This is a genomic window from Psychrobacter sp. H29 (genome assembly GCF_059073055.1).
In genome coordinates this window covers 2,129,239-2,143,228 of record NZ_JCACRY010000001.1, presented here as the reverse complement: position 1 = coordinate 2,143,228, position 13,990 = coordinate 2,129,239, and the positions used below count along the sequence as shown (strand labels likewise).

The following is a 13,990-nucleotide window of genomic DNA, read 5'->3' as shown; positions in this document are numbered from 1 at the left end:
GTATATAGTTGTTGACACACTGAATAGGGATTTTTGTCGTTTTGTATATAAACTCAACAGAATGTTATGGAACAAAAATTGCATGTTATTAGTTAAGTTAACTACAAAATCATTAGCAAAGACGACATCAGATTTTAGTCATTTTAAAACAAAACCTGATAAGAGACAGACATTAGCGGTGCTAAATAGGGATTTGATGTGAATGCATCTGTGAATAATCGACAACCCAATAGACTGATGGCTAATTCAGGTTTTACCTTAATTGAGCTCATGGTGACAATTGCGGTACTGGCTATCATTGTAAGTATTGCTGCACCAAGTATCAGTACACAGCTTGCTAACCAGCGGGTTAAATCAACGGCTTCTATAATAGAAAATGCTCTGAAAGAAGCCAAAGCTGAAAGTACCATTCGTCGACAGAATATCAGTGTGATATACGATGCTTCTGCCACGCCAAGAAATATCACTTTGCAAGCTAACGGTAATGACATATCTAGTTATACTATTAGTGAAAGCAGTATAATAAATATTACACCTACAACAGTAACGACAGTTGTCTTTCAGCCTAATAAATTAATTGCAGGTGACGACGAAATATTGTATTCCATATGCGATAGTGGCTCTACCAATGAAACGCTTGGCCAGGTACGTGTGAATAAAATTGCTAATATTAATACTACAAACACTGGGGGCTGCTGATGGTAGCGAAATCTACGCAGAAAGGTGTAGGACTAATTGAGGTGATGGTAGCATTGCTACTGTTAAGTGTAGCAGTGCTTGGCTATAGTGCTCTACAAGGACAAGCAATCAAAACTACTAACGAATCTTTTGAGCGCTCTCAATCATTAGTCATGATGCGAAGCATAGCAGAAAAAATTCATGCAAACCCCTCTGCTATTGCGACTTATGAGACCGAAATAAATAATATGGGTTCTATTACTGCACCTAGCAGTCAGTGTGGTCTAGATGGTGTAGCAGTAACTTCACTTTGTACAGCAACAGAACTTGCAGTAGCTGAAAGCTTCAGAATTAAAATGGACTTACAAAATTATGACTTTCAAGTCCAAATGCATCCTTGTCCTAATACAGGAGGAACAGGTGTAGATGCAGCAAATAATATCATGTTCTCTTACTGCCTAATTTCTGCATGGGGGAGTACCACAGCTACTATTGGTACAGATGATGAAACTGACTGCCTAACCGAACGAGTAGTAGGTGACAATGACGTTGTAGAGGCTACTGGAGGTAATTATCATACCAGAGCGACTTGCATGATGATGGAGATATGAAGTGAAGACGATCGTTTATACATCTACAAGCACATCTTTATCGCGCTCTAGTCATTTTTCTCGAGCCTCGACTATATTCTCTGTCCGTAATGGCGGTTTTACCTTAGTAGAATTGATGATTTCTTTAGTACTAGGTTTACTTATATCTGCTGCGGCATTACAAATTTTTTATACCAGCTCAGTCAACAGTCGCCGTCAAGAAGCCAGCTCACAAATTCAAGATAATGCTATTTTTGGGTTTTCTCAGATACAGCAGCATCTAAGGCGAACCAATTATGGTGCTAAATCTATTGGAGCCAACGATGAGTTCTTTATGAACCATCTAACTCCACAAGGAGGAGTTGTACTTACCGCACCAAGCGGTACTGGTACGCCAGTCAGTTGGTTACAAGGTAATTTATCAGGATTGACATTAAATAATTCAGCTATTCCAGCAGCTTTGTTGTCAGGTAATGCATCTGGTAATAGCATAAGTAATCTAGAGGGTATCACCAATAGCGATCAACTGACGATTCAGTACAGGTCGGACAGAGAGGATGGTTTCGACTGTGAAGGTTTTACGATACCAGAAGGGTTCTATGTGATTGAACGATACTTTGTGCGAATGGATACGACAGTCACACCTAACACCCCTGGATTAGCTTGTGCATCGGCTATTTATGATTATGATGAGACAGCTGCTGGAAGTGCATCTGGTATTGATATAAGTAGCTATACAGTACCAGGGGAGACAGCTGTGACTAATAATAATTTAGCAGGCAATGGTACTATTATCATACCTAATGTTGACTATTTTAGAGCGAAGCTAGGTATATCTCCAAGTAGAGCCTTTGCTACAGATCCTGCAAGCTTGGAAATTGCCTATATACCAATTCCTACTTCAACAAATTTGCCAACAGCGCTCGGTACTAGGCGCATTGTCAGCTTACAAATTGGTATTTTAGCACGCTCAGATAACCCAACAGTGACTGTGCAAGCGAACAACGAGTTGACGTTTACAGTTCTTGATAGAGTTAACGCTACGCTTAGTAGTGACGCTATAAACGGACCAGCATATCTACGCAACGTTTATGAAACTACGGTGCTACTACGTAACGCTAGAGGAGGTTTGTAATGAAGTCTAAGAATATAAATCGTCCTAAATTGTCGATAGGATTGTACGGACAGTCCGGTGCGGCATTAATTGTAGTGCTGTTAGTGTTGACTTTGATTATGATAGTAGGAGCGATTGCCGTTAGACAAAGCACTACTGATCTTAAAGTAGCGACTGCCGATCAAGTAAATAAACTCTTATTTCAAGCCAATGATGCAGCTTTGTTAAAGGTTGAAAAAGAGGATCGGATATTAAGTGCCGATAGTCGTGAGAAAAATGACACTCTAAAAGGTTATATGTCTAGTAGTGAACGCGAAGGTCACAAAGTCAGTTTCTGTGTTAGACCCCGTAGCACAAAGTTGTTTAGTATTCTTGAAATTAGTGAGGTCAATAGTAAAAATGCCTTATTAGCGGACAAAAACAATGGCTACTGTAACCCTGACAACAGCGATGACTATGTTAGTGAAGGTAGGGTGATTACCCAAATGACTTTCGTACGACCTGAAAGTGCGGGTATCTTATCTCAAGAAGGCTCAGGCACTTCGACCAATGATGTAGAGCCGGCAACGACAGGTGTGAATGCAGCGATTGGTTGTACTACTTTTGTAGGTTACGTGACTTCGGTTATACCAGCATTATCCAATGCACCATTAGGGAATGCTAGCAGTAACGATACTACCTCTATAGCAGGCTGTTTCAAACAGCCACGCACAGGAACTGATACTGTAGATAGTTGTTTGAGCGCATTGGGTGCTGCTTATCAAACTCAGCAACAGACATATATCAACCAGCCTACTGGTGTTACATGCATATCAGGAAGTTAAAAGTACAATTTCACAACCTTTCACACTAATACAGAAAAACATCGATTTGTTTACAACAGTAATTAATATATGGGTGGTTATTATGAAAGTTTCGAATAGAATCAAAGTTAATAAAGCCCATCCTGTTGGAACAGGTTGGCCTCTAAAATTATTATCCACTGTTATATTGGGTTGTATGGCAAGCAGTGCTGGGCATACTTCTGATTTAGAGATATATCAAGGAGCGACTTATGGCAACGCTTCTATTATGATGATGCTAGATAATTCAGGAAGTATGGGTACTAGCAGTATTACAAACGATTATCCAAATATTAATTTTAGGTATAGCTATACTGTTAAGGAAAAACAGCCAGTATATGATGATGAAGGTAAGAACATAGTCGATAACGTAGAATATGAAGTGACATACTACAAAACCAGTCAAAATAGTGACAATAAGTATTACGATCGTATGTCACGTCTTAAGATGGCACTTATTCCATTATTTGCTAACCCCAAAAGTACCAGTGGCTTTGGTATTGATGTTGATCTCAAAAAATATAAAATTGGACTAGGAAGCTTTTTTTACCAGTCTCAATCTGAAGGTGGAGGAAGAATACAAGAGCCAGTATTAGACTTAACTTTCAACAATAGAAAAAAACTTATTAGTACAATAATTGGTTTGAATCCAGAAACCAATACGCCCATAGCTAATGCTTATGCAGAAGCAGGCGCTTATATGCTAGGAACAAACACTCAAACTAGTTTGTATGAGACTAGGTATATTGGGATTGGTGCCAGCTATCAGAGACCAAGCAATAATAGGTACGATGTTTACAAATGTAATAGTACTAGTTCAAACTCGTTCACACGCAACAACTCTACATATTATGCATGTAGTAGTTACTCTCAAGTAGATAATAATGAAAGAAATCTTAACCTAAATCAGCTAGGAAATGTTGACTCTAGCCGCAATTATTATGATGGAACTTTCACCTATTACTACCAAGCGGTTACAAAAGATTGGGCAGAAAATTCGACGAGTGGATTTAGCCGATCTAGTGATAGTACTAAGCGACAACCTGACAAATTAATTTATAACTCTCCTGTCCCTGAAGAAAGTACCCAATGTGATGGTTATGGCATTTACTTCTTGACTGACGGTGTGCCGAATAACGCAGATAACAATACCTTAGAGTTGATGAATAGAAGTTTAGTAGGGGGCTCGACAGATATGAGCACCTCTTGTAACTCTAACTTAGCAGATACAAATAGTGCTTCTGGTTGGGAATGCTCTGGAGAGTATTCAAAACTACTGTATAACGAAGATAACTCTAGAGGCGTACCTATTGCAACAGCAACTGTAGGTTTTGGTAGTGTTTTCAAGCAAATAACCGCACAAGGTAAAGTAACAAAATCCATTACTCGTCCTAGTGGTGCTGTTGAGACAGTGCAAGTCTATCAATGCGATGCTCCTGGTATTAGTGAGGATGCCAAAAATCTCTGTAAACTGGGGGAAAAAGGTGAAGGCTATGGGAATGGCGGATTTTATTATACTGAAGAGTCTGTAGACATTGCTAACAGTGTGAGAAAGTTCATTGAAGATGTTAGCACTGCCGAGATTGACCCAATATCAGCAGGAACAATGGCTGTACCCTTAGATAGTTTAGGTGGTTTACAATCTCGTCAATTTGCTTATTTACCGATACTCGAACCTATTCCTAGCTCGCCCTTATTATGGAAAGGTAACCTTAAAAAGTATAAAGTAAGAAACTCAACTATAGTTGGCAGCGATAATAATTTTGTATTTGCTGATAGCGCAGGTTTATTTGCAAGGAACACTCAAGATGAGTGGAATACTATTGTTGACACCACCCGACCTGACACTTTGAGACCCGATGGAGGCTCTCCACAGATTGGAGGTGCTTATCAAAAAATCTTTGAAAACGCTACAACACCTGCGGCAGGTAATAGAAATTTATTTGTCGATAGTGGTAATAGCCTTGTCAATTTAAGAGTAGATACAAGCAAAAAACCAGCGAATTTTGATGGTTTATCAAATTATAGTAATAATCAAAAATTAGCACTACTTAATTTCATGGGATATAGCGAGCCTACAACTACAACAGTGACAGATGGTGCAACACTCAGCTCTACTAAGGATAATTTCTTAAAGAATATTGGTGGTGTATTACACTCTATACCACAGCTAATCACTAAAAAAGTCGCTGTAGATGCTGCTGGTAGGTTTGATGTTAGTCAGCGTACAGATTATCTTCTATATGGCTCTATGGATGGAGCATTACATATGCTTGATGATAGTACTGGTAAAGAGGTTTTCACTTTTATACCTAAACAAATACTTGACTTACAACCTGATGCCATCCGTAGTAAGGGTTCTGCTAAAGACGGTAGTTATCCTTATGGTGTAGATGGTCCATGGCTAACGTATGCCTCTTATACCAATAAATCTACAACCACAGGAACAGGGGCAACGGCGACAACTGTGAATACTTATGAAGCTGACCAGAGTTTTGCATTAGGTGGTTTACGTATGGGTGGATCGACATACTATGCGTTAGATGTTTCAAGTGTTACATCGCCAAAAATAATCTATGGTGTCGGATCAAACTATGCCAATAGATTAATGGGTGATACGGCAGCTTTGAGCGGTATTAAAGGCAATGTTACTGGGAATGCATCTGCAGAACAAAAAGCTTTTGCCAACATGGGTCAATCATGGGGCAAACCTGCACTTGGCTATGTAAAGAGTGGTGGTAAACGAGTTATGGTTAGTTTCTTGCCAGGGGGATATGATACTTGCTACGAGGATTCAACGTTTAAACTGAATACAAATTATCCAAACAATACTAGATGTAGCAACAAGAGTACTGCTCAAGGCAGTAGTGTCTATATGGTGCAGGTAGGAGAGGTGCAAACCAAGTCAAATAATGAAGAAGAGATAAATGTATCTCGAGACAATGGCAAACTTCTATGGTGGGCAAATAGTGAAGGTACAGGTAGTAATAGTACTTCTCGCTCTAGCTCACTGCAATACTCCAAAGCTGGAGACATGAAACATAGCGTAGTGACACAAGTTAGAACGTTAGATAGAAACTACGATGGTCTTGTAGACCATATATATTACGCCGATCTGGGTGGTCAAGTGTGGCGAGCAGATATCAATAATGATGCAGATACTGATAACTTCAAAGTAGATCGAGTAGTAAAAATATTAGATGTTAGCGATCAATCTGGGGTAGGAGATGCACCGCCACGTATTTATGAGCGTCCGCTAATTACCTTCTATAATGGTAAATATGCTTACAAAGATGCTGCTAATGAGTCAGGTAACGCTAGTGGTGTACAAGCGATGGTGACAGTTGGTACTGGAGATCGTAGCAATCCAGTAACGGCAACTAGAAGTGTGCCCAATGCTTTGTATAACATCATTGATAAGGATGTTGCTCGTAGCGATTTGTTCTTCTATGGAACAGGTACGGCGCCCACCATAAGTTTGCGTACACCTGTAAACAAAGTGGCAGGTACTACCAGTAGAAACGATAAACTACAAAAACTGACATTCTCGACGGCAGATCTCAATTCGGCAGGTATCAAGCAAAGAATGGAAAATGGTTCGATACAAGGGTGGTATATGCCATTTGATACTTGGCTGAATGAAACACCACAGTCTACTGGTCCATACAAAATGAAAATGTTTAATGAACCGGATGCTCTAGCAGGAATATTGACATCTTCTTCATACAATCCTGATAAAGGGCAAGAAATTTTATCGTGTAGTGCTGGTGTTAAAGGTGCAACCCAACGTGAACGTACTTGCTTGCCATTTGGTACCTGTTTAGATAGCCTTGGCAATGACGTTTTGACCACAAGATCAACTTTCAATGCGGGCTCAGGTATTGTCGATAATATTGTTTCTCAGTATAACGATACCAGTATATTTAGTGGACTAGTTAATCGTTGTGAAGGAGACAGTTGTAAGCCAAAAGTGATAGGTACCGAGTGTGTTGGTCCAACTTGTACTGTTTTAGACGGTTTTAACAGTGATAAGCGTATCAATCCATTAAGCTGGATTGAACATTGATATGTCTAGATACTCAAATAAAAAGTCCATGCAGCAATTAGGTTTTACCATCATAGAGTTGATGATTGTGGTGGTGGTACTTGGTATCTTATCTGCTATCGCGATACCGAGCTACCGTGCTTATGTTGTTCATAATGAGGAAACTGATGCACAGCGTAAGATGCTGGCACTCACTAATGAGCTCGAACAATGGCGAGCAAAGGCACTTACGTATAAAGGTTTTAGACCTCAGTCAGATAGTATTGCGAACAATACAGGAGCTATCAATCAACCTAGTAACGATCCATCCTATATTATTAGACTAGGGCACATCGTAAATAATACGTCGACATTTAGTACGCTACATGAGGGCAGTGGCCGCGCTAATAGTTGGGTCATGATAGCAACGCCCGTTGATCTAGTAGGTGCAGATAGCTTTTTGTTATCAAGCCAAGGATTACGTTGTGCAAGTAGCGAGGCATTTGATATTACAGATGCTGACTGTACAGGAGCAACAATATGGTAAATGTGACATCAGCAAAAGGTATATCTATTGAGCATATTCAGCAGACAGGCTTTACTCTTATAGAGCTTATGATTGTAGTAGTTATACTAGGTATATTAGCAGCTATCGCCTATCCTAGTTATCAGGGATATGTAGAAAGAACCAACCGTGCTGATATGATGGCAGAAATGCAGCAAATTGCTAGCCGTATCGAGGCTAACAAAATTAATTATAGACGATATGACAGGATACCTTTAAATGTAGTTTTAACAGGTGTATTGGCAGCTAATGGTAGCGTGAACTTCCCTAATACAGGTACGGCATTTTATACAGTTTCAGTAACCCCAAGAAATGCGGCGAATACACAGCTAGCGGGTAGAAGTTGGACAGTTACTGCAACCCCGATAACAGGTACCCGAATGTCAGCAGATGGCACACTTACGTTAGCTAGTACTGGACAAAAATGCCGAAGCAATATATGCGGTATGGACGATGAATGGAGATAGTTTCTTAATATCTGAACTACCTGACAAAAAGCGTCACCTATAATCAAGTTTATCTTTTACAACTTACATAAACTGACAATTTTCAGCAATAAACTGGCAATAACATTAATTGCTCTTATACTGTCAATTATAAGTTCACCAAAAAACAAAATAAATGTGCTTAAGTATGATGATAGGTGGTGAAATAAATACTGGATGATGACGAATATGAGCAGAGACGATAGTTCAAAAGTATAAGCAATTATTTTAGTTAATTACAGAAAGTTGGCATGCTACCTGCAACGATAATAATAAGACAGTAACTAGATTGAATACTTAGTCTGAGCTGTCAACTATAACCAGTGGCGATGATAGCTAAATCGAGTCCAACACTATATTGCCATTATCATATCGTAAAAGGAGTTCTTATGAACACTCAAAAAGGTTTTACCCTAATCGAACTAATGATCGTTGTTGCTATTATCGGTATCCTAGCTGCGATCGCTATTCCTGCATATCAGACTTACACGCAAAAAGCTAATGTTGCTTCTTGTCAATCTGAGCTAAAATCATTCTCAGGTTTGGTAGCAGCAGAAAAGATATCAAACAATCCTCTAATAGCCAATATTCCTGCAGATGCTTCAATGCCACATTGCAGTAATGTGACGTGGACTCCAGCAAACCGTCCTACGGATGCTGCAGAAATACGTGCTGTTACTACGATAGTAGCAACGCCTATTAACGGTCTTCCAAATGTTACAGTTTCTTGTGATGTTGATGGTACAGCTGCTTGCACATCTGTCTAAGTTATAGTTCATTAAAATAAAGCCAATTTATAAAAAAGCCAAACATAAAGTTTGGCTTTTTGTGTTTTAGACTCATATATAAGAGATGCAATAGTATAATCATAACCAAGAACTAATATTTTATAGATAAGAATAAACTAGGCGTTCAAATTATTAGATTATTTAAATGATAAAATGATGAACTAAAATTATTTTTTATAAAAAGTCTAAATAGCGGGAAATTTTGTCAAATGTCAATAGATTTTTTTGGCTTTAAATCAATATAAACGATAAGTATGGCATGTAGTATGCATTGATAAAGTAGACTTCATAATTGAATTTATCACTATGCAATTATCTCCAAGCTATCGTCGTAGATCTGTATCTGGCTTTACTTTGATAGAACTAATGATTGTCGTTGCTATAATTGGGATTTTCGCAGCCACTGCTATTCCTATTTATCAAAGTTATACTAAAAAAGCGAACGACTCGTCTTGTTTGTCTGAAATGAAATCTTATGCAGTCAAAGTAGTTTCAGAGAAAATTTCAGAAAATCCGACACTAGTTAATATCCCTCTTGTAAGTGATTTAACACATTGTAAAGAGGTCACTGAAAGACCAACGAATGTCGCTACACTCGTCGTATTAACATCGATTACTGCTAAAGCAAAATCAGGTACTGAAAGTGTGATCACTTGCGATATTAATAGAGCTGCATCTTGTTCTCTTTGAAGTAACAGTCAAGGAAAATAGTAGACTGAAAGTTTGATAGAACTGGACTAATAGTGTATTTACTAAATATCTTACAGTCTAGCCAATAAAAAACCACCTAGTAGCCTCTCGCTATTAGGTGGTTTTTTATTGGCTTCATATATTGAGAAACGCTTAAAGAATTATCTCTCTAAATACTGAATTTTGCCTTCCACACCATCCCACTTAGCGGCTTCTGGCATTTGTCCTTTCATCTCAGTGATGTTCGGCCATTTCTGCGCCAGCTCTTCGTTGAGCTGAGTGAAAATCTCCTGATCTTTTGGTACTTCGTCTTCTGAGAAGATCGCATTGGCTGGACACTCAGGCTCACATAGTGCGCAGTCGATACACTCATCAGGATCGATGACGAGGAAGTTTGGGCCTTCATAAAAGCAGTCCACAGGACAGACTTCTACACAGTCGGTGTATTTGCAAAGAATACAGTTATCTGTAACGACAAAGGTCATAGCGAGGTCTACCTGTTATTGGATTGGCTGATATAGTCAATTTTTAAAAGCGCTACTGTGTCAACTTCACTTGGAGTAAGGCGTATACCTACACCCGGTCGCATTACATCGCTTTTAAATTTAATCAACTATAAGGGCTATATAGAATAGTGAAAAAATAAATCGTATTTTAGCGCCTTTGCTACTATTTGACAATTCCCTTTAATGACTAATGATTTTCTTTAGATGATATAGCATATCATGAGCCTGTTTAGGGGTCAGGCTATCAGGATCGATAGCACTTAGCTCGTCTTGTAAGCTAAATATCTGATTTTGTTTTGGATTATCTATTGAGTCTTCCGCTTGCGCGATATGATTTACCCCCTGGCTTAGAGCGTCACTATTATAAGCCTTTGCTCGTTTATCCGTTACTGACTTAGCTAATTCATTTTTATCATCAGTAATTTCCTGACTATCTACTTTTAGGTCATCTGTTTTTAGGCTATCTGTTTGTAGATGATCGGCTAAGTAGCGTTTGGCATCATCTAACACTTGAGTGGGAATACCAGCCATTTTTGCGACATGTAATCCAAAGCTAGAGCTTGCTGCACCCTCCTTAATTTTATGAAGGAGTAACAACTGACCATCGACTTCGCTAGCGGCAACATGGACATTACGGATATTGTTGTGATGACCCTCATCGCTGTGTACCAATTGCGTCAGCTCAAAATAATGGGTGGCAAATAATGTTAGGCAACCAATCTCTACTAGGCGATTGATACAAGCGTGCGCAATGGCCAAGCCATCAGTGGTCGCCGTACCGCGTCCGACCTCATCCATTAATACGAGCGATTTATTCGTTGCTTGGTTTAAGATATTAGCTGTTTCTATCATCTCTACCATAAAGGTCGATTTGCCACCGGCTAGATCATCTGCTGAACCGATACGGGTAAAGATACGATCGATATCACCAATACGAGCATGCTCAGCTGGCACAAAGCTACCGCAATGAGCGAGCAAGACAATCAGCGCAGTTTGGCGCATATAAGTGGATTTACCGCCCATGTTGGGACCAGTAATCAAAAGCAGTCTTTCAGGATGCCCTTCTTCAGTACTATCAGTATTAGCGCTACCTAGCGTACAGTCATTGGCGACGAAGTGTTTGGTGCTTAATGAATGATTATTTTTGTGGTTAGCGTTATTTTGACTCAATGCAGCCTCGACGACGACATGACGACCTTGACGAATATCGATAGTGCTCTGATTACGAGCTACTAATTCGTTTTTATCCTTCGACCTATGATCCATGACTGGACGTTGCCAGTTATAGGTTATGGCAAGATTGGCCCAGTTACTCAGCACATCTATTTGGGCAATAGCAGCACTCAGCTGTTGTAGATCAGCCAGACTTTCATTTAATTGATTCAATAGCCTTTGATAGAGCTGTTTTTCACGAGCTAGTGCCAAAGACTGCGCGCTCAGATATTCTGTCTCGACTTCTTTTAGCTCATCGGTGATAAAACGCTCGCTACTTTTGAGGGTTTGCCGACGGATAAAATGAGCTGGAGCGTTCTTTGCCTGCATTTTAGGCAGTTCAAAGTAAAAGCCACTGACTTTATTAAAGCCCACTTTTAGACTGGGTAATTGATTGTCTTGACGAGCCTGCTCTACCATTGTATCCAGTGTGGCTTGGATATTGTCATGGAGGTGAGTGAGGCGATCGAACTCATCGTCATAACCCGCTGCTAGCATGCCACCATCACGTATATGTGCAGGCGGCTCTGTGATGATGGCGCGCTCGATTACCTCAGAGGCAGCCTGAACAGCAGGTAGCTGAGCGGGCAGCTGCTGCATCAGCATAGGCAGTAGTCCAGCATGGTCATGATTAATACCTGCATCCACGAGTAAAGTTGTAAGGTGAGCGCTACTCGCGATACTGTCGGCGAGCTTGCGCAAATCGCGAGGTCTGGCACTCATCAGTCCGATACGGCTGCTGATGCGCTCGATATCACCAATGGTATTGAGTGTGTCACGTAGGCTGGTTACCAATGAGCCATTTTTTGAATTTTGGGTAGTTTGAGCGGAGTTGCTATCGGTCTTTAATAAAGCGTCTATTGCATCAAGACGCATATTGATATGTGAATGTTGACGAAGCGGACGCTTCATCTGCTGCATGAGCAGTCGCTTGCCCATTGGCGTCTGGCAGTGGTTCAGTACCGATATCAAAGACGTGCCGCTGCTACTTACAGGGGTAAATAGCTCAAGGTTTTGCTGACTATTAGCATCAATGATCAGATAGTCATCACTATGCTCAACGATGAGCTGATTGACCTGTGGCACATGCCGCTGCTGAGTCTGCCGTGCGTAGTGAATCAGTGCAGCGCAACTAGATTGCGCCAGTATATTGTCTGCAATACCCAAACCATCGAGACGCTGCACCTCAAACTGCTGACAAAGCGTGCCGCTAGCGTGCCCACGATGAAAGTCATTGGCAGCGACCTCTATGATGGGGCAGTCAAGATGCTGCCGTAACCACAACATCCACTCTGTATCATTGCTTCCAATGCTGCCTCTAAAGCTATCGCCGAGTGCTTCGCTAATGATACATTCACTGGGTGCAAACCGTGCCAACACCGTCAACATCTGCGTCTGCAAGCTATCTGCATCGTCTTTGTCAGCACTAAAGGTTTGCGTGGTTAATGTGCCGGCGGCCAAGTCCATTTGACTGACTGCTGCCTGTATGATCTGGCTGCTATCTTGAGCTTTTATACTGGCAATATCAATAGCGACCACAGTGGGTGTATGGTTTGGCGCAATCAGAGCATCATCAGTAATAGTGCCTGCAGTGAGTGTTTTGACGACTTCGCGGCGCATGATGCTACCAGCCGCTGATTTACCTTTACTCTTTTTTTGTTTGTCACCCATGCTAGGTAAGCTTACGCTATCGTCAGCGGCAGGGCTACTGACAGCGTCGTCTACTTGCTCACAGACCACTACCGTTTGCCCAGCTGCGATCAAGCGTGCCATATAGCTATCGGCTGCATGAAACGGTACCCCCGCCATCGCTATCGTATTGCCTGCTTTGTCATTACCGCGGCGAGTGAGTGTAATGTCTAATATTTGCGCGGCACGTTTGGCATCATCGAAGAACAGCTCATAAAAGTCACCCATCCGGTATAGCAGCAGCGCTTGTGGATAGTTGGCTTTCATGGTTAGATATTGCACCATCATTGGCGTATGGTCTGCTAGGTTATAGACAGCATCGCCTATACTTAAGCAGTCAGAGCTCTCTTGTTTTGATAAGGGTTTTTCCGCTGAATTAGGGTTTGACGGCTGATTTTGTACAGGTGGCTTTACGGTCATGCAGAGTCTCTTATAGTACTGTAATGAGTGGTGATCAATGTGTTGTAGTAGGGGCTTTATAGCGTTGCTTGTTTGATATATGAATGTTGGTTTAATAGGTGCATCAGATGTTCGTACATAACTGGTTCAGTTATCAATTCTAGATTAGTATTTACCGATAGAGCTATACGAGAGTCAAAGCAATGGCCAACCAATAAAGTCATTCAAAACGCTAAGAAATGTAAGCGGGTATGCAATATTTTAACACGTCCTGCGTGGTTTTTACCGCGGCAAATATCTACTCACTGCCCTTGTATCCATCAGCGCCATAACCATATATAATGACGGCACACTTAATTGGGCGATACTAAATTAGGTAGTACTTAGTCGAATGAAGACAAGGCCGCG

Annotated in this window: 11 protein-coding genes; 9 read left to right on the top strand and 2 right to left on the bottom strand. The window is 40.7% G+C overall.

Going from position 1 to position 13,990, the window contains the following annotated elements; translation table 11 throughout:
- The first annotated feature begins 198 nt into the window (after nucleotides 1-198).
- From AC5JP1_RS08625 to AC5JP1_RS08585, 9 genes are all read left to right on the top strand, one after another.
- The gene (locus AC5JP1_RS08625; protein ID WP_493843821.1) at nucleotides 199-699 is read left to right on the top strand and encodes a pilus assembly FimT family protein; all 501 of its coding nucleotides are present in this window, start codon (nucleotides 199-201) and stop codon (nucleotides 697-699) included.
- Nucleotides 699-1,289 carry a type IV pilus modification protein PilV gene (gene pilV, locus AC5JP1_RS08620; protein ID WP_493843820.1) on the top strand — a complete coding sequence of 197 codons (591 nt, stop codon included), beginning with the start codon at nucleotides 699-701 and terminating at the stop codon, nucleotides 1,287-1,289. Before AC5JP1_RS08625 ends, pilV begins: the two co-directional genes overlap by 1 nt.
- A 1-nt stretch (nucleotide 1,290) precedes the next feature.
- Nucleotides 1,291-2,403, top strand: coding sequence for a PilW family protein (locus AC5JP1_RS08615; protein WP_493843819.1), 1,113 nt, complete (start codon nucleotides 1,291-1,293; stop codon nucleotides 2,401-2,403).
- On the top strand, nucleotides 2,403-3,206 hold the full coding sequence (locus AC5JP1_RS08610) for a PilX N-terminal domain-containing pilus assembly protein (RefSeq protein WP_493843818.1): 804 nt from the start codon (nucleotides 2,403-2,405) through the stop codon (nucleotides 3,204-3,206). The genes AC5JP1_RS08615 and AC5JP1_RS08610 overlap by 1 nt, the downstream gene beginning before the upstream one ends.
- 82 nt (nucleotides 3,207-3,288) lie before the next feature.
- Nucleotides 3,289-7,290 (top strand): pilus assembly protein, encoded by a 4,002-nt coding sequence (locus tag AC5JP1_RS08605; protein WP_493843817.1) that lies wholly within the window; start codon nucleotides 3,289-3,291, stop codon nucleotides 7,288-7,290.
- Between the two features lies 1 nt (nucleotide 7,291).
- Nucleotides 7,292-7,795 (top strand): type IV pilin protein, encoded by a 504-nt coding sequence (locus tag AC5JP1_RS08600; RefSeq protein WP_493843816.1) that lies wholly within the window; start codon nucleotides 7,292-7,294, stop codon nucleotides 7,793-7,795.
- Nucleotides 7,789-8,280, top strand: a complete 492-nt coding sequence (locus AC5JP1_RS08595; RefSeq protein WP_493843815.1) for a type IV pilin protein — start codon at nucleotides 7,789-7,791, stop codon at nucleotides 8,278-8,280. The genes AC5JP1_RS08600 and AC5JP1_RS08595 overlap by 7 nt, the downstream gene beginning before the upstream one ends.
- A 407-nt stretch (nucleotides 8,281-8,687) precedes the next feature.
- On the top strand, nucleotides 8,688-9,065 hold the full coding sequence (locus AC5JP1_RS08590; RefSeq protein ID WP_493843814.1) for a prepilin-type N-terminal cleavage/methylation domain-containing protein: 378 nt from the start codon (nucleotides 8,688-8,690) through the stop codon (nucleotides 9,063-9,065).
- A gap of 327 nt (nucleotides 9,066-9,392) precedes the next feature.
- Nucleotides 9,393-9,776, top strand: a complete 384-nt coding sequence (locus tag AC5JP1_RS08585) for a pilin (protein WP_493843813.1) — start codon at nucleotides 9,393-9,395, stop codon at nucleotides 9,774-9,776.
- A gap of 161 nt (nucleotides 9,777-9,937) precedes the next feature.
- Here the strand turns inward: AC5JP1_RS08585 and fdxA are convergent, their stop codons facing one another.
- The gene (fdxA, locus tag AC5JP1_RS08580; RefSeq protein ID WP_493843812.1) at nucleotides 9,938-10,261 is read right to left on the bottom strand and encodes a ferredoxin FdxA; all 324 of its coding nucleotides are present in this window, start codon (nucleotides 10,259-10,261) and stop codon (nucleotides 9,938-9,940) included.
- 201 nt (nucleotides 10,262-10,462) lie between these two features.
- Nucleotides 10,463-13,603, bottom strand: a complete 3,141-nt coding sequence (gene mutS, locus AC5JP1_RS08575; protein WP_493843811.1) for a DNA mismatch repair protein MutS — start codon at nucleotides 13,601-13,603, stop codon at nucleotides 10,463-10,465.
- Nucleotides 13,604-13,990 lie beyond the last annotated feature (387 nt).

Excerpts from the sequence above, each read along its gene's own strand:
- AC5JP1_RS08590 (WP_493843814.1), top strand. The coding sequence starts at position 8,688 with ATGAACACTCAAAAAGGTTTTACCCTAATCGAACTAATGATCGTTGTT.
- AC5JP1_RS08605 (WP_493843817.1), top strand. The coding sequence starts at position 3,289 with ATGAAAGTTTCGAATAGAATCAAAGTTAATAAAGCCCATCCTGTTGGA.
- fdxA (WP_493843812.1), bottom strand. The coding sequence starts at position 10,261 with ATGACCTTTGTCGTTACAGATAACTGTATTCTTTGCAAATACACCGAC.
- AC5JP1_RS08610 (WP_493843818.1), top strand. The coding sequence starts at position 2,403 with ATGAAGTCTAAGAATATAAATCGTCCTAAATTGTCGATAGGATTGTAC.
- AC5JP1_RS08585 (WP_493843813.1), top strand. The coding sequence starts at position 9,393 with ATGCAATTATCTCCAAGCTATCGTCGTAGATCTGTATCTGGCTTTACT.
- mutS (WP_493843811.1), bottom strand. The coding sequence starts at position 13,603 with ATGACCGTAAAGCCACCTGTACAAAATCAGCCGTCAAACCCTAATTCA.
- AC5JP1_RS08595 (WP_493843815.1), top strand. The coding sequence starts at position 7,789 with ATGGTAAATGTGACATCAGCAAAAGGTATATCTATTGAGCATATTCAG.
- AC5JP1_RS08600 (WP_493843816.1), top strand. The coding sequence starts at position 7,292 with ATGTCTAGATACTCAAATAAAAAGTCCATGCAGCAATTAGGTTTTACC.
- pilV (WP_493843820.1), top strand. The coding sequence starts at position 699 with ATGGTAGCGAAATCTACGCAGAAAGGTGTAGGACTAATTGAGGTGATG.